At 56.9% G+C, this 17895-nt stretch carries 9 protein-coding genes; 4 read left to right on the top strand and 5 right to left on the bottom strand.

The genetic code is table 11. From position 1 onward, the window contains the following. Positions 1-3 precede the first annotated feature (3 nt). The 5 genes from DSM107133_RS09125 to DSM107133_RS09105 all read right to left on the bottom strand — a co-directional run bounded on the left by DSM107133_RS09125 (position 4) and on the right by DSM107133_RS09105 (position 4768). Positions 4-861, bottom strand: a complete 858-nt coding sequence (locus DSM107133_RS09125; protein WP_162792135.1) for a hypothetical protein — start codon at positions 859-861, stop codon at positions 4-6. 110 nt (positions 862-971) lie between these two features. Further along, positions 972-2186 (bottom strand): IS256 family transposase, encoded by a 1215-nt coding sequence (locus DSM107133_RS09120; protein ID WP_072629711.1) that lies wholly within the window; start codon positions 2184-2186, stop codon positions 972-974. 42 nt (positions 2187-2228) lie between these two features. Further along, on the bottom strand, positions 2229-2552 hold the full coding sequence (locus DSM107133_RS09115; RefSeq protein ID WP_162791997.1) for a hypothetical protein: 324 nt from the start codon (positions 2550-2552) through the stop codon (positions 2229-2231). Positions 2553-2556: 4 nt separating this feature from the next. Beyond that, positions 2557-3363 carry a Dam family site-specific DNA-(adenine-N6)-methyltransferase gene (locus DSM107133_RS09110; RefSeq protein WP_114292857.1) on the bottom strand — a complete coding sequence of 269 codons (807 nt, stop codon included), beginning with the start codon at positions 3361-3363 and terminating at the stop codon, positions 2557-2559. A gap of 367 nt (positions 3364-3730) precedes the next feature. Continuing rightward, positions 3731-4768 carry an IS110 family transposase gene (locus DSM107133_RS09105; RefSeq protein ID WP_240310469.1) on the bottom strand — a complete coding sequence of 346 codons (1038 nt, stop codon included), beginning with the start codon at positions 4766-4768 and terminating at the stop codon, positions 3731-3733. Between the two features lie 342 nt (positions 4769-5110). Here DSM107133_RS09105 and DSM107133_RS09100 point away from each other — a divergent pair, with 342 nt between their 5' ends. The 4 genes from DSM107133_RS09100 to DSM107133_RS24990 all read left to right on the top strand — a co-directional run bounded on the left by DSM107133_RS09100 (position 5111) and on the right by DSM107133_RS24990 (position 17752). Next, positions 5111-5647 carry a hypothetical protein gene (locus DSM107133_RS09100; protein ID WP_162791994.1) on the top strand — a complete coding sequence of 179 codons (537 nt, stop codon included), beginning with the start codon at positions 5111-5113 and terminating at the stop codon, positions 5645-5647. A gap of 90 nt (positions 5648-5737) precedes the next feature. Further along, complete coding sequence (locus DSM107133_RS09095) at positions 5738-6304, top strand: hypothetical protein (RefSeq protein WP_114292774.1); 567 nt, start codon at positions 5738-5740, stop codon at positions 6302-6304. Positions 6305-6382: 78 nt separating this feature from the next. Further along, a complete protein-coding gene (locus DSM107133_RS09090) occupies positions 6383-8536 on the top strand; it encodes an AAA family ATPase (protein ID WP_114292775.1) in 2154 nt (717 codons plus the stop codon). A 645-nt stretch (positions 8537-9181) separates the two neighbouring features. Then, a complete protein-coding gene (locus DSM107133_RS24990; protein ID WP_114292776.1) occupies positions 9182-17752 on the top strand; it encodes a DUF4214 domain-containing protein in 8571 nt (2856 codons plus the stop codon). Positions 17753-17895 lie beyond the last annotated feature (143 nt).

Here is a 17895-nt window from a genome sequence, read left to right as displayed (position 1 = left end):
CTATCACAATTCATCTCCCTGCAGCATCATCCCACTTACTTGGGATCGCGTCTGAAGGATTTCTCTGCCGGTTGTTTCCAACCTATTGTTGATCTCATTGACCTGATCAAGCGACAAATACTCAACTTCCGGAACTGCCGCCAGCAGCTTCGCACGGTTCAAGGCCCCCACGATGGGTACAACTCTGAGCTTCATTTCAACCGCGTCAAGATCCAAGGTTGGCCCAAATTTACTTATATGTGGCATAGTGTGCTTCTTGCTCTCTTCCCAGCGAGACGCGCCCCAGTCCCAAGAGAAAATTGTACCTTGAGGCCGGCTACGTTCGGCTAGGTCAAAATCAAGAAGATGAAACTGATTGCAAAAATGGCTATCCTGCCCACGATATGGGTAGGCCGCAAGACTCGCTGCAGAAAGCAGGACCGCAGGTCGAACTCCTACCGGCGCTCTCTTCAGATTTACTAGATGTTTGTGGCCATGGGCCACGATGCAGTTTTTTCCTGAAGATCCCAAAAGCTCAAGAAAACGTGGGCCATTCGACATCTGATCGTATTGTTCATCCAAGATGTCATCAATCTTGAGAGGATGATGATGCATCATCACAAGAACATGCTCGCAGGCAGTTCTTTCAATAGCGTCCATGGCCTTTTCGATCATTCCATCGGTCAAGTAACCAATTGACCAAATATCCTGAGAGACTTCACCGTTCTTGCCAAAGCCATGTAACTTACATGTATCAAGAGCGACCAGTAGACACTCATTAAATTCGCAAGTTCCCACACCATCGTTGTGATAGCCATCGTTTAGAACCGGATTGTGAGAGGGGAACGCAGGACGTATTTGCTTTAAGAAATCAACACGCAAGGCTGCCTCTTCGATGTCTTCGATGCGAGTTGCGATGTCGTGATTTCCCGTGATACCTGGGAGTATCCGAAACTCTGTGTATGAGGCTTAGCCCATGCGGTTGAAACAGGTCATCGGTTGAACCGTTCAGGGTAGAGAATAGCGAACTGGTTTCGGGCAGCAACCCATTCCCTGACACACCGTCCGGTGTTCTCGAATTTTCGGATTGCCAAATAGATCAGCTTGGTTGCGGCATCATCTGTTGGAAAGCTGCCACGTGTTTTCGTGGTTTTCCGGATCACCCGGTTCAGACTTTCTATGGCGTTGGTGGTGTAGATGATTTTGCGCACCGCGGGCGGGAAGGCAAAGAACGGGATGACCTCCTGCCATGCGCGCCGCCAGCTTGGCGCGATTGAGGGGTATTTTGTACCCCATTCAGCTTCGAAATCATCCAAGGCTTTGGCGGCTTCCTCGTCGTCCACCGCCTGATAAACCCGACGCAGGTCTTTGGCCACGGCCTTGCGGTCTTTCCAGCCGCAGAAGTTCAGGGAGTGGCGCACAAGGTGCACGATGCAGGTTTGCACAGTCGTATCGGGGAAGGCTGCGTTGATGGCGTCAGGGAAGCCCTTAAGGCCATCGACGACGGCGATCAGGATGTCTTCGACGCCCCGATTGCGCAGGTTGTTCATGATCGACAGCCAGAATTTGGCCCCCTCGTTGGCCGCGATCCACAGGCCCAGAACCTCGCGTTCACCCTCCGCGGTGACCCCCAAGGCCACGTAGACGGCCTTGTTTTTAACCTGGCGACTTTCAGCGTCGCGGATTTTGACCCTGAGAGCGTCGAGAAAAACGATAGGATAAACTGGTTCCAAGGCACGGTTTTGCCAATCTGAAACCTCCTCCAGAACCGCATCGGTGACGCGACTGACCAGGTCGGCGGAAACCTTCAGGCCATAAACCTCTTCAAGGTGGGCGCGGATATCGCGGGTCGACAAACCTGCAGCATAAAGCCCGATGATCTTGTCATCCATCCCGTCGATCCGGGTTTGGCCCTTCTGGATCAGCTCAGGTTCGAAACTGCCTTCCCGGTCTCGTGGGATGTCAATCGGCACCGCACCGTCGTTGCCCTTCAGCACTTTGCGCGTCGCCCCATTACGCCGGTTGGCCTGCTGGCTGGCAGGCTCACCATGTGGCTCATAGCCCAGATGCTCGGTCAGTTCCGCGCCCAACATCCGTTCCATCAGCCGGACCTTCAGTTCCTTCATCAGGCCTTTGTCGCCGAGTAAATCCTCAGGTCGTTCAACGCCGCTGAGCAGCTCGTCCAGTAGTTCCTTGGAAATTGTCATTGCAGTCATGCTCCTTCGTTGGTGAAGCATGGGCCATATTACTCATACACAGAAGGTCGGACACTCTCTGATACCTATCACCATCGGAATCTTTAAACGCTGCGCAACCTCATGCAGGTCATGCCAAACTTGGAGCAGAACGAGTTTTTTTGCCTGATGAGCAAAATCGCCGAGGCATACGAGCACATCAATTTGTCCGGCCTGGTCATTGAGGCAATCTCCAAGCGCCAAGATCCGATTGGAAGACTTAGTACGATGTTCAATCCGAAAACCGCTTCCATCCTCACCATGATAGCCGTGCCCATCAGGTAACTTTGAAAGCTCTTCGGAAATCGCGTGAACATCGCTTATAATAAGAAATTTCATCGAATTACTGATTGTCCAATACTGCTACTAACTCTTTCTCTACCTTCCTACGCCCCGCAAAACCTCCAACATTTCTTGTCACAGAAATCTCACCAACAATTGAGCCACAGAACTTTTCTGAGAACTCCGAGCAGTTCTTGTATGAAATCACAACGCGATTTTTCCCGGAAAGAGCATGGGAGACGCTAAATAGACGTTCCAGATCGTGACCTTTGAATGTATTTGCCCCATATTCTCCAAAAACCCGTTCGTCATTAGTAAAATACGGTGGATCCATGTAAATACATGATCCGGTTGGATTTAGTTGCAACAAAAAATCTTCAAAATCCAGACTATGTAGTTGCGCATTCTGAAGCACTCCTGAGAACCGCCGAAATGCCTCGCAATCCAACTTCTTTTTTACTTTTAGCTTTGCGCCATACGGGGTGTTGAATTTTCCATTGCGATTGGTCCTATAGAGACCATTGAAACAGAAATGGTTTAAGTAAATAAAATGCCCAGCCTTTTCAGGACTCTGTTCCATCTCGTTGTATCTCGTTCGCGCTGAGTAGTAAGACTGCTCGTCGACAGGTATTGCAGCATATTGCTCCCACACTTCATCAGGAGCAGACTTAGTCTGACGGAAGAACCCAATTAGATCGGAGTTCAGATCGTTTAGATGACTGGTCTCTGGAGAATTCTCAAAGAAGAACACTGCCGAGCCGCAAAAGGGCTCGATGTACGGGACATCGAACCTCAAGAAAGGACTAAGCCTATCTGATATCTGTGACTTACTTCCTGCCCACTTTAGCAGCTTTGATTGTCCACTCATTCAACCACATTAGCACTCTCGGTTCGCGACGGGAACACCGAAGCTCGCCCGTGTTGAATATGACACCTGTAGCGGGTGCAAACAGCTAATGACGATGACTGCAGCGAATGTCAGCTTCTCTAATTGGGTGTCTGGGTCAAGCTCGTTTTCCTTGTTCTATGTGATCGGTGATCGCTTATCCGGGTCACGCTTCTCTTCGCAGTCTGTTTTGGTGTTCGAATGGCACCGCTGCATGCATGTGTCGGATTGGTAGTGGAGAGCCCTGCTTCCCGGCGCGCTTCAAGTTGCGCAGCAGACATTTTCGTCTTCATCCACAGACCTCGTCCGGATTGGACGATCCCGTCAGGTTGGTTGGGGGTTTTTTAGATCATGCCGTGCCTCCTGCCTGTTCCTGACGGAATTCTGTGCCATCGGCCCACATTCGATGCAGTAAGACAGCGAGTTTGCGTGCGACAGCGACTACAGCGCGACGGCGACCTTTGGTGCGCATCAATCGCATGCCCCATGATTTGATCTGCGACCCTGCCATGGTTCGCATCAACATTGCGTTGGCTGCAGCATACAGCGTTGCACGAACATCTCGGTCTCCTGCCTTCGATATTCGGCCGGGGTTATCGTGTTCACCTGACTGATATCTTCGCGGCGTGAGACCAAAATGCGCTGCGACAGTGCGGGATTTTTTGAATCTATTGGGGTCATCAATTGCGGCTTTGAATGTCAAAGCTGCAATAGGTCCCACACCTGGCACTGTCATCATCCGCATGCACACCGCGTCTTGCGATGCCGCGCGCTTCACGCGTCGATCCAGTTCCAGATAGTTTTGAAAGAGGACCGTACGGGCATCAAGTAAAGGAAGAACCGCGTGCGCGAGAACTTCATCCATCTCAATCATAGGTCGAACGAGGGCGTCGAAGGAACCGTGCTTTACCGTTCTGGGCAGTCGTACCCCGAAGATCTTCAATAAACCCCGCACTTCGTTTGCAAGGTCGATCGTCTTCTTCAGCAATGCCTTGCGTGTGCTAAGCAGCGCCCGAAGGCCATGAGCTTCGCGGCTTTTCATATGTACTGGACTGAACCACCCAGTGCGTAGGATCTGCGCAATCCCTTTCGCATCGGTCTTATCTGTTTTGTTCCGCATCGCTGACAAGGCAGCATTCACCTGGCGGGCCTCCATACAGACGATATCGAAGCCCAAGGATTGTAAGCCAAAGTAAAGATGCTGGCTCAAGGCACCGGCTTCAAAACCGACGCGCTCAACGGGGTGATCAAAGGCTTCAAGGCACGCAGCAATGTCCGCAACTTCGCATGGCAGCTCTCGCTCCAGCCAAACCTTGCCTTTGCTATCGACGATGCACAAAGCACACGACCGAAGCGACACATCTAAACCAGCATAGTATTCCATCATCTGTCTCCCTTGTTCACAGCTATGCTGTGATACTATCGGGAGCTCGACCAAAGTGCAGGGTCAGCCCAATTACGCATGCTTCCCGCCGATTTTACGCAATCCCTTGGCTCTGCTCTATCCATCGACAGCATGCAACCATCAAAAAAAATTAGAAAAATCGCGAGTCGTTTCCGCGGCTTAGCGTGCGTGGCACGATTTTCTCGGTCGGTGTCTCTTGGAACCAGCAATCTCAACCATAGATTCTGAATGACGGCGCTGAACACAGCGTTCTGTAAGCCGGGCGAAGCGGGAGCGGTAACTCCCACAACGCCCTCACCACGCCAATCTGTCGAGGAGATCAACATGGCTGATTCAATCCCTACCACGCCCAATGGCGTGCATGAAGTCCCACATTCACACACACCAGTGAGCCATGCGTTTCGCGGGTTGCTGCGCGCGGCGCATCACGCGGTGACGTCAGAGAACGACTTGGAGTTTGCTGGCGGTGCCCGTTTTGATCCAGCACTGGCGCTGTACCAGAGCGAGGCCGATGAGGCTTGGTCTGCACTCGATGCGGCATTGGAGACCGTACTCAGCACCCCTAATCGCCGCGCCGCCGATCGCGCACTCAAACAGATCGCACAGGTCTATCAGCTGTGCCTGTCGTTGACAGATTTTTGCGACATGCTTGCGCTTTCTGAGCGCTACATCCGTCACAGTGGCTTGTTTCGTGTGCGCGGCGCGACCGCCTCTGATCGTTCTGTAAATGCGATAATCGCTGAGGCCGACACGGCCCTAAACGCACTCTTTGCATTGGAGCGGTTTGGTGCTGTCGCCTACCACCGCGATGACGACCCTGATCCCACCCCGACTGAGGCCCTTACAGCACGCGCGGCATAATCCACCGCGCCTGTCAGTCGCGTGCCGGACGTCAGCGCCAGTCTTGGCGCGACGTTCGGCACGCCCTCCCTCTTTCGAAAGGATCAGATCATGATCACTCAACCCTTCTTGCGTGGGCTGGATTTGCCGCGCCACCCCGCGCCGCGCGCAGACGCGCTTGTTCCGCTCACCGAGTTGCACGCGTTTCCCGACATTTCGACGGCGGCCAAGTCCCACCACGCCAAACGCTTTGGCAGCGCCGCTGAGCTGCTCTGCGATAGCCTCTTGATGCGCCTTGGCATCGACAGTCATCCGTCGCCAGAGTTTCAAGCTTTTGACCGCCTCATCTATCTGGACGACCGCCCTCTGCGGTTGCAGATCAAGGTCCGCTTGAGCGCAGAGAACAACGCCTTCTGGTTCAAGGTCGCCCATGGCAACCCGCGCCACGCCAGCGGGGTGCGCGGCTATCGCCAGGATGCCTTCGATTTACTGGCGCTGGTGATACTGCACCATAATGTGGTCAAGTTCAGCGCCTCCAAGGCCTCAAAGCAGCAGATCGCCTTGTCGGAGATCCCATGTCTGCGGGACCACCCGTTTGAGAGCTTGCGCTGTGCGCTCAACGCACTCGAGTTGAGCGAGACGCTTGATGAGGCTCCCGCGCAGCTAAACGCTGCCTGATCAGCTCAGCCCCACGCCCAAAACCAATGCCACGACACTGTCGTCGTGGCCTGCATCCCACTGCTTTGGAGGTCTGCCATGACCCAGAATTTTCCCTCACTACCCGGCTTTTCTGCTGCCAAGTCCCACCTGCTGGAGCACGCCCAGACTGTCAGTGATCTCTTTGAGCGGATCAGTCACGTCGATGATGATGTGCCGGGCTGGCCCGAGCCTGAAGGTATCCCCGATGACGCGCCCTTGCTCGGTCCTCCGGCGCCCGCCCCGCTCAACGGCGCACATTGCCTGCAGGCTCTGGCAATCTTGCAGCTCGCCAAGACCTTTGAGGATCGCGCCCTGACAGCGATGATGCGAGATGGGCGGCCAGTCTGTCTCACCTTGCCCGATCACGATATGGGTGAGATCGTCGAGACTGCGGCTCAGGCGCTATATCCGGAGGCTTTTGCGGTTGGGCGCTCCGGCAAAATCTGGCGCGCCCCTGAGGCCGCCACCAGCGGCAAGACCATCATCGCGCTTGCGGAAGTTAAACTGCGCAGCTTCCTGCATGAGGGGCACAGCGTTTTGATGCTCACCTCATCCGAGCAGACCGCCTCTTCCCAAGTGCAGGACCTGGTTGGGCATGATCTAAATCTTGCGCCAATCAGTCACGAGATGATCCTCGGCGTGCTGACGCTGACGCATACGCCGACCAGCCCAGGTGTCACCGATGCGCTTGTGGAGACATTGCCGACCTCCACCAAGCTTTGCCGTCTTACGACCTTAAAACTCATCATGGCCTTCCAGGCTGATACCGCTGTCGAGGTCGCACAGCGCCTGTCGCGGTTTGCGGCCGCCGCCCCGCAAAAGGCGGGGCCAAAGCTCAGCGATGTGTTTGGACAGGAAGAAGCCGTCGCGGCTTTTATGCAGCTACAAGAGGATTTAAATTCCTGGCAAGCCGGCGAAGTGTCGTGGGAGGAGGTCACATCCAGCCTGCTGCTTTATGGCCTGCCCGGCACTGGTAAAACCCTTCTGCCGACCGCATTTACGAACAGTGCGGGCCTGCCGCTGATCAAGACAAGCTACGCAGATTGTCAAAAAGCGGGCCATCAAGGTGACATGCTGCGCGCCCTCGACATGGCTGTCAACGAGGCCATCAATAGCGCGCCTTCGGTGCTCTTTATTGATGAGATCGACGCTTTCTATGCACGAAGCAGTGAGGTCCATAATAGCCGATACATGATCGGGGTCGTCACCGGCTTGCTGACACAAATCGATCGCGTGAATGCGACGGCAGGCGTGGTTCTTGTCGGGGCCACAAACCACCTGACTATCGTGGATGAGGCCGTGGTGCGCGCCGGGCGCTTTGATCGTCACATTGCGATTGCCCCGCTCAACCTCGCAGCCATCACCTCGTTTCTACAGGCCAAGCTCGGCGATGTGGTTGAGGCGCGCGAACTACGCCACATCGCGGCACGCATGATCGGGGCGACGGGGGCAGAAATTGATGACTTTATACGCAAAACCCGGACACTTGCGCGCGAGGTGAAGAGCAATATCTCGGACAGGATTTTGCGTCGAGCGGCCGACCTTTATCTACCCTGTCCGGACACCCCCTTGCTGCGCCGGATTGCAGCCCACGAGGCCGGGCACCTCCTCGTTGGGCATCTTTTAAAGATGCCCCGCGCCACCCTCGCGCGGGTCACCTCAAAAGGCGGCGCGGTGCTGCGTGACCAACGGATAATGCAGACCGATAAGAAACTGAACGACGACATTGCAATGCTGCTCGCGGGCCGCGCGGCCGAACAGCTGTTGTGCAACTCAATCTCAAACGGTGCGGGCTGCGGGATCGACAGCGATCTTGCGAAGGCCACCCGGTTGGCCCTGCAAGCCGAAACCCAGTTTGGCTTCGCAGAAAACATAATGCTCTGGCACGACATCCCCCATCCGCCGCGCCCCTTTGATATCCCGCATGACCTGGCTAGCCGAGCGACAGAACGGTTGAAGGCCGCCGAGGCAAAGGCGACGACGCTGCTTTCAGACAATCAACCCGCACTGATGAAAATCGCGGACACCTTGTTTGAAGCGCGCGAGATAGAGGGGCGGGCGTTGGATTTACTGTTGGAAGCGGCGACGAATATGGATGCCGTAAAAGAACCGGTGTTTGAAGGGAAGGATGCGCCAACAACCAATGAGGCTCCGTTCTCAGTGCAATACCCGCGCGATCTACAAGCTCACTTGATATTGCGAAAAGCATAGGCCAAAATGGCTACCGAAACGTCAAGATATGTCACACGCATTGTCACACAGAATGTCACACAAAACCGTCAAACTGGAACACAAGGGAAACGGCGTAATATAAGTAAAACAATAACTTATATGGGTGAATCTTAATTTAGCTCCGTTCCCTACCGTCGGAGCCAATTCCCCTCATTTGCTAGAAATTCCCAAAGCTGGTTGAGGTTTTGGCGCGCGCGGTGCCATGTTAAGGTCAGGACCCTAATGGACGTGCGAGAGACGCACGCGTTTTGTGCTGTTCGAACACCGGTCGACATGTTTCTACTTTCGCGCGCAGATACGCTTGGTTCAGGTGCTGCGTCAGGCTTGGTTGTATAGGCGACCCGCTATCCAACCCCGGGTTAACCCACCCCGCATCGCGCCAGGACCGAAGCAGCGCCGCACACAAATTAACTGCCATCAAAAAGTCACAATTAGTTGACTCTCGGCCCGTCAGGCGGTCCTGATTGGGGATATTCGCTGATAAATTTGTGTTCTCGTTCGTCATATTCAGGGATTGGGCAAACCGATCCTTCCGGCTGGAACGGCGTTTCTACATGCCCCTTTTCAGAAATGAGACCGCCCGAAATCCGGGCATCTTTTTGAAACAGTTATTGGAGCGCCACCATGTCGGTCACGGAACAAACCCAGGCTCAGGCCGCGCTTGCCCTGCGGGATCTGGCATCGGGCCTGTATACTGTGGACGCAGCGACATCACTGGCCCGCTACCCGCTCAGGGCATTGAAATACCAGTTCAAGTCTATCGCGACCCTTGAAGACAAACGTGACGATCTTGAAGCTGGCGCAACCAAGCTTCAAGTGATCGCCAAAGTCTTTTCCAAGGTCGGACCGACCAAGCTGGTCGGCAAGATCGCCGAGACGGTGGCCGAAAGCACCAAAAAGAAGCTGGACACGATCGAGACCAAGCTTGAGGAGATCACCAAGGTTGCAGACAAAGTGGCCACGGTCATCGAAAAGACTGATCTGGCACTCGACAAAATCTCGACCTATTCCGAACGCACCGCCCTTGTCGCAGATGTTTATTCGCGCAAACTGGCGGTGGCCGATCAGAACCTTGCGGCAGCCAATCAGGCGTTTACCACCGGGTTCGATCTGTTCGACGATGCCGAAGAGCTGAAAGACGGCTACAAGCTTCAGCTGGCCATCGCTGCGGAAAAGAACAGCAGTGCCGCGCGTCAGATCGAAGATGCAGTGGCACTGGTCTGTGCCTTGCAGGAAAACTTTGACGGTCTGGACGCATTCATCGAATTCGACGGCTTTGACGTGATCAAGACAGCCACCGATATGCTGGAAGATGTCGCCGATGCCCTGTCCCCGCTGTTTTCGCCCCTGTCCAAGGTCTATGACGCGGTCGGTCCGGTTCTGGATGCGCTGGGGTCGATTTTCGGCTGGCTTCTGAAACCGGCGGAATGGGCGCTTGAGGCCATTCTGGATGCGACCGGTATCAACGACCTGTTGCAGGACGCGGCGGACGAAATCCTGTCGTTCCTGCCCGATCTCGACATTCTGGACGGCCTTGCCGCACGGATCGAGACCGAACTTTTGGCCAAACTGGAAAAATTCATCACCGAAAAGCTGAAATTGCCGCTGGCCGAGATCGAAAACCTTTTGGGCTCGGCGACCTTCCCGGTAGACTTTTCCGTCGCAACGGCAGGCGACGATGTGCTGTACGGGTCGATGAACGATTTCGGCGCGCTCAATCTGGACGGGCTGGCGGGCAACGACATCATCACCGGCAGTGATTATGACGACACGCTGCGCGGTGGCGAAGGGCGTGACATGCTGATCGGCGGCGGCGGCGACGATTTGCTGGACGGTGGTGCCAACACCGCAGCGGGGCCGGACATGGCTGTGTATGACGGCAACATCGACGATTACGGAATCGTCAGCAAGCTGGAAAACGGGCTGGCGACGGGCACATGGTTTGTCGTCGACTATCGCGAAATCTCGTATATCGCGGGCACGACAACCCAGATGAACACCGGCACCGACGAGCTGGTCAATATCGAACTGATTGCCTTTGCCGACGACGTTTTGGACCTGCGCAAGATCGCAACCTATATCCGCACACAATCGCTGGACGGTGAACTGGCCCGCGTCACACCGACCGAAACCACCCTGCCCCCGATTGCCGGCGTGCCGCAACTGACGGCCGATGGCATCGCCACAGCTGACAACCCTTACGGCGCCAACGATCGCATCATCGGGGCGCTTGGGTATGATATTCTGGTGACAGGTCGCGGTGCGGACCAGCTGGAAAGCAGCTTTAACGGCAGTCTGACAATCGACCTGCAAAAGGCCGTGGGCGACAACCTTCAGGGTGGGCCTGACAATGACACCTATATCTCGGGCGCCGGCAACGGCGGGCTGGATTACATCTATGACACTGGCGGCATTGACGCCGTGGATTATCGCAAAAGCCTGTACGCGCTGAATATTTTCCTTGGCAGCACAGCCCAAGAGCTGACCTATCGCCCCACCTCGATCACCATTGATGCCGATCCGGTGGGCCGGACCGTTGCAGGCAACGTGTTGCCCGTTGGCGTGCTGTTCGGGATCGAGAACATAGACGGCACAGACTTTGGCGATGTGCTGATCGGCTCGGATGACGCCAACAAGATCAACGGACGCGGGCAGAATGACCAAATTCGCGGCCTGGGCGGCGATGACATCCTGCTGGGCGGTGCTGGCAGTGACACGTTGATCGGTGACGCTGGCGATGATTTCCTGGATGGCGGCACCGGCAACAACGTTTATGTTGCCGGATTGGGCAACGACTATATTTCCGACCTCAAGGGCCATTCCACCGTCAAATATTCGGCGGTCGAACGCACCAGCCACTATGATGTCAGCGTCGATTTCGTCGACTTCCTGACAACCGGCACCTCGACCGTCAACGTCCTGGACATGCCGGGGGGCATTGTGCTGTTGCCGACCGAGGTTCCCGGCCAGCAGCAGGTGTCGAAATACGAAACCAGCGTTGTTGTCGGTGACCGCTACGGCGTTGACTATCTCGAAGGCGTCGAACGCATTGTCGGGTCAATCGGGCGCGACATCATCTACACTTCGCGTGATTTCGGACAGACGGTCTATGCCGGTAAGGGCGACGACGAACTGTTCAGCGGTCAAAGCGCTGCGCAAAACAGGTTTTATGGCGGGGCCGGAAACGATCTGTTGGTCAGCAGTGCGCTGGCCGAAGATGTTTTCTTTGGCGGTGAAGGCAGCGATACCGTCAGGGTCTGGGGCGACAACAACGTTGACGGCGAACTGCTGTTTGGCGACGACAACCGCACAGCCGTTCTGGCGGGCACCGACGTGCTGGACCTCAGCAAAAGCAATTTCTCATGGCACGTTTACCTGAACCCGGTGGCACCAAACGGCAGCCTTGTGGGCAAGGCTTCGCTGGCCTCGGTCTTTGACGACGATCCGCTGTATATCCAGCCGACGCTGGGCGTGAATGGCACGGTCAAGAAACTGCCGGGCGTCATGGTTCCGGGCGAGACCTACCCCGGCACGCCGATCGGGTTGCGTGTCGCAGACCCCAACACCGAAAGCCCCGGCGGCAGTGTCGAAAACATCGGCGAATTCGAACACATTATCGGCTCGGACAACCGCGACATCATTTCCGGCGGCAGTCCCGACGGGGCAATGTTGCTGGATGGACGTGGCGGTGACGACGTTCTGTATGCCGCGCAAATGTTCAGCTCGACCCTGATCGGCGGCGACGGCAATGACGTATTGGGCACTTTCAACCACACCCTTGGCAACGAAACGCCCGTGGCGTTCTTTGATCCGGCCTTGCGCGCGTCCATGGAGGGCGGTGCGGGCAACGACACCTTTGTCGCAGGCGATTTCCGCGAAGTGTTCGACGGCGGCGACGATACCGACCTGTTGACCTATGAAGTCAGTACCAAAGGCGTCACAGCCAACCTGCAAACCAAGCTGCTGGACGGCGGTTATGCCACTGGCGACATCCTGATTGGCGGCATTGAAAACCTGACAGGGTCGCAGTTCAACGACAGCCTGACCGGCGACGCGGGCGACAATGAAATCGTGGGCTGGGATGGCAACGACACGATCCGCGGAATGGCGGGCAACGACGAATTGTTCGGCAATGACGGCAACGACCAGCTGTTTGGAGGCATGGGCAGCGACTTATTGCACGGCGGCAACGGCGGCGATCTGCTGGATGGCGGCGAAGGCACCGACGCGGCCAGCTGGAGCCTGCTGCAAAACCATCCCAAGGGCGGCATCTCGCGGCTGACCAATGATCTGTCGGGGGTTTCGGCGGACCTGCAAAGCGGGATTGCCGGGAACGACACGCTGGTGTCGATTGAAAACCTGATTGGCGGCGTCGGCGATGACAGCCTGTTTGGCGACAGCATTGGAAACCTGCTGAGCGGCAACAAGGGCAACGATCTGCTGGAAGGGCGCGGCGGCGACGACCTGCTGATTGGCGCCGAGGGCGATGACACCCTGCGCGGCGGTGCCGGGAACGACTTTATGACCGCTGGCGCGGGCACCAACGAGATTTATGGCGACACCGGTTTTGACACGCTGGATTACAGTATTCTGACATATGGCATTACCGTTGTGATGGCCGGTGTCGGCAGCCGCACAGGCGAAAGCAGCGGCGTGGTAAACGCGCTGACCCCTGCCCCTTTCTATGTCTGGGCAGACAGCCTGACCACCACCACAGGGCCAACCGACCTTGCAGGCGACATCATCCAGACTGGCACCACCGAGACCCGCTATACCTATCAAAGATTTGATCAGGGCACGGATGATCCCAGCGATGACACCTTCCGTCAGGAAGATCCGATTACCCCCGAACGTATCTGGAAACTGGACCCCTATTTTGCCGAAACACCAGGCGATCTGAACGAGGTTCGCTTTTTGCCAGATACGCTGAAACCCGAGCAGCAGGTTGTGGTGATTGACAGCTTTGTCGACAGCACCGACATTTTTGAATCCATCGAAATGCTGGTGGGCAGTCAAGGCGACGACAGTTTCCTTGGCAACAGCGAAAACACCACATTCTACGGCGCAACGGGGGCCGACACCATCATGGGTGGCGGCGGTATCGACACGTCCAGCTACGCCTATTCCGAGGCCGCCGTTTCGATCAACCTTCAGACCGCAACCGCAAATGGCGGCGATGCAACCGGCGACATTCTCAGCGACATCGAGAACCTGATCGGCTCAACTTATGGTGACAGTCTGACCGGCGACGCAAATGACAACGTGATCGAGGGCGGCGCGGGCAATGACACCATCAAGGGCGGTGCGGGCAATGACACAGCCGTGTTCGCAGTGGCCAGCACGGACGTGATCGTCGCGCGCACGGCAACAGGCGTGCGCATCATCGTCGAGGAAAACGGCGTGATCCTTGAAGACGATCATCTGGCCGACGATGTCGAGCTGATCCGGTTCACCGACCGCACGCTGACCTTGGCCGAACTGTCCGGTCTGATCATCACCGGCAGCGAGCTGAGCGAAGAAATCACTGGCACCGCGATTGCAGACAACCTGCTTGCCGGCGCGGGCAACGACACGGTCTTTGGCCGTGGCGGCAACGACAACCTCTATGGCGAGACAGGAAACGATTCACTGCTGGGTGAAGGCGGAAACGACACCATCGACGGCGGTGCAGGTGCAGATACACTGCTTGGTGGCACTGGTGACGACCTGCTGATCGGCGGTGCGGGGCTGGACCGCTTTGATGGCGGTGCGGGCAACGACATTTTTGTCATCGACAATCCCGACGAGATCACAACCGAAGCCGCCGGCGGCGGGTCTGATACGGTCCGCGCCTCTGTCAGTGCCGTTTTGCAGGCCAATGTCGAGGGGCTGGAACTGACCGGCACCGCGAACCTGACGGGCCGTGGCAACGCACTGAACAACACGTTGACCGGCAACAGCGGCGCGAACCAGTTGGTGGGGCTGGCTGGCAACGATGTGCTGGACGGTGGCACGGGGCTGGACACGCTGGTCGGTGGAGACGGCAACGACACCTATATCTCAAGGGACGGACTGGACACGATCGTCGAAACCGCGACGGGCGGTCGCGATGCGATCCATGCCTTTGTCACCACCACGCTGACCGGAAACATCGAAGATCTGGCGTTGATGGGCACGGAAAACATCGACGCCACCGGCAACGCGCAGAACAATGCCATGGCGGGCAATGCGGGCGACAACCTGATCGTCGCCAAACGGGGCGACGATACGATCACCGGCAGCGCCGGAAACGACACCCTGCGCGGAGACGAAGGCACCGATCAGGTTGTCTATGACTTTGACCTTGCCGATGCCCAATTCGATTTCGACACCCCGGGTTTCATTCTGATCAGCAAACCGGATGGTGTGGACCGGCTGGAAGGGATCGAAACCTTTGTCTTTGCCGATCAGACCATCAGTACGGATGCTCTGCGCCTTCAGGTGCTGCCCGAACAGCATGTGCAGCTTTATGCGGCAAGCTATTTCGAAAACGACCATGCCATCGACATGTCGCGCGCAGGTGGCGGCAGCCAGTTCCTGAATGTCGGGTCGGCCAGCCAAGGGTCGAACCGCAACAACGAATTCCACTTTGCCACCGCATTTCTGGACAATGGCGGGCGCGCGATGTTTGGCGGCCAAAGCATCAACAACCTGCCCGTCGCGGTGGTGAACAATTTCAAGGTCGATTTCAGTGGTGGCAACACCACGATGATGTCGGTCTTTGGTTTCGTCAAACCGCTGCTGGATATTCTGGATGCGCCCTGGGGCTATTGGGAAACCAATATCTTTAACGGCGATGACCGCATCGTCGGCTCGTATTTCAACGACACGCTGCTGGGTTTTGCCGGCGACGATACGGTTTTTGGCGGGCTTGGCGACAAGGAACGTTATGACGTTTCCGACACCGGCAACATTCCCAGCCCACGCCCCTCGACCATCCGCCAGCCCGGCGCGACAACCGACGATGTCACGGATCTGGTACACGACGGCGATGATCTGATTTACGGCGAAGGCGGCAACGACCAGCTGGACGGCGGCACCGGCAATGACACCATCTTTGGCGGCACCGGCAACGACCGTCTGTGGGGAGGTGCCGTGTCGAACAAGAAGCGCCTGAGCACCGACCCCGAGACCCTGCGTGACACTGGCGCGGACAGTCTGGATGGCGGCGACGGTAACGACACCATCGAAGGTGGCGGCGGCAACGACACAATGACCGGCGGTGCGGGCGACGACAGCTTTGTGCTGACCATGGGCATGGGTCATTCGATCGTCACCGATTTTGGCCGTGGCAACGACACCATCGACACCTCGAAACTGACCCAACAACAGCGCGACGCAATAACAGACGTTGTGCGCCCGGATGGCAAGCGGCTGATAACGCTTGGCGACGGCTCGACACTGCTGATGACTCTGGGGGCTGACAACGAACTGGCCGAGGGGGCGGTCAGCATCAGCGGCACGCCTGTGCAGAACGGGACCCTGTTCGCGGATGTCTCTGAATTGTTCGACGCCGATGGTCTGGGCACACTCGCGTTTCAATGGCTGCGCGACGGCACCGCGATTACGGGTGCAAAAGCAGCAAGCTACACCGCAAACCAGCAGGATGTCGGACACAATCTGGCGGTGACTGTCAGCTACACCGACGGCAATGGCTTTGCCGAACGGGTTGTCAGCCAATCCACCGACACGGTGGCGAACGTCAACGATCCGGTGCAAGGCAGATTGCTCATAGGGGGCAACGCCGTTGTCGGGACAACCCTGTCTGCCGATATGGGTGATCTGTCGGACCCCGACGGTCTGGGCGTGTTCAGTGCCCAGTGGCTTCGTGATGGTGTCCCGCTCGGCGGTGCCCGAGGTTTGACCCATGTGCTGTCGGCTGCCGATCTGGGAGCGGTGATCTCCGTGACTGTCCAATATGCCGACGCATTCGGCCAAGCCGAACAGGTCTCGGCAACACAGCAGTACCGGGTCGTTGAAACCCTGTTCGACGGCACCACTGCAAACAGCACGGTTGAGGGCACTGTCGCGGACGAGACCTTTCTCGGGTGGGGCGGTGATGACCGGATTTCGGGCGGTGGCGGCCGCGACAACCTGTGGGGCGGCAATGACAACGACACATTGTACGCCGACAGCTTTCAGGCCGTATACGAAATGGAGACCGCAGCCACCGTGTACCGCCTGTATCAGGCCACACTCGGCCGCGAACCGGACCGTGTCGGTCAGATCGGCTGGGTCACGCAACTCTCCTCCGGGGCGATTGATCTGGGTCGGGCGACCAACGGCTTTATCAACTCATTGGAGTTCCAGAAAATCTATGGGGCGCTGGATGACAGTGCGTTTGTCACCCTGCTCTACCGAAACGTATTGGATCGCGACCCCGATGCAGGCGGGCTGGCCGGATGGTTGTCCGCCATGGAAGACGGTGCAGCACGTTTGAACGTTGTTCTCGGATTTTCCGAAAGCAGAGAGTTCATCAATAATACCGCTGCCACTGCAACGGCTTATACCATCGGCCGCGATACCGCCTCTTGGTCGGACGATGTCTTTCGGGTCTATCAGGCGACACTCGGACGCGTGCCGGATGCGGCCGGTTTTGCAGGTTGGAGCGATAACCTTGTGAACGGGACTCCACTGGTCGATGTGGTCAGCGGCTTTGTGCGCAGCCGCGAATTCCAGAACACCTATGGGGCACTCGACAACAGTGATTTCATCGAATTGCTCTATCAGAACGTTCTGGGACGGGCGGCAGATGCAGGCGGGCTGGCGGGATGGCTGGCGCAGCTTGAGGGCGGCGCGACACGGGCGCAGGTCGTTCTGGGCTTTTCCCAAAGCGGCGAATTCCGCAAGGCCACCGCGGCCCCGCTGGAAACATGGATGCGCGCGCAGGGACCGGATGACGTGCTGGACGGTGGCAATGGCAACAACACGCTGGCTGGTGGTGCGAATGCAGACCGTTTCATTTTTGATGCCTCCGCGAAGGGCAGCAACATTGTTCTGGATCTCGAGGCTTGGGATACTTTGGTCTTCGAGAATTTCGGCTATGCCAACGATGCAGCGGTACGGGCGCACATGACCCAGCAGGATGCGGACGTTGTGTTCATTGATCAGGACGTTCACATTACGCTTCTCAACAAGACGCTTAACCAGATCAGCGATGACATGATTCAGATCTGACACCGGTATCTCTCGAACGGTTTGCACCGTCCAAGAGATACAATTGCCACAGCTGCCCGGCGTGCAGTCCCCGATCTTGACCGCAACCGGTACAGGCGCGCTGCCCGTGCGCATGTGCTGACAACCCTCTGGCAAGAAACAAT

Origin of the sequence: Pseudosulfitobacter sp. DSM 107133 (genome assembly GCF_022788695.1) — a bacterium.
Classification (GTDB): Bacteria; Pseudomonadota; Alphaproteobacteria; order Rhodobacterales; family Rhodobacteraceae; genus Pseudosulfitobacter.
The sequence above is the reverse complement of the archived record's forward strand: the minus strand, read 5'-3'. Positions and strand labels throughout refer to the sequence as shown.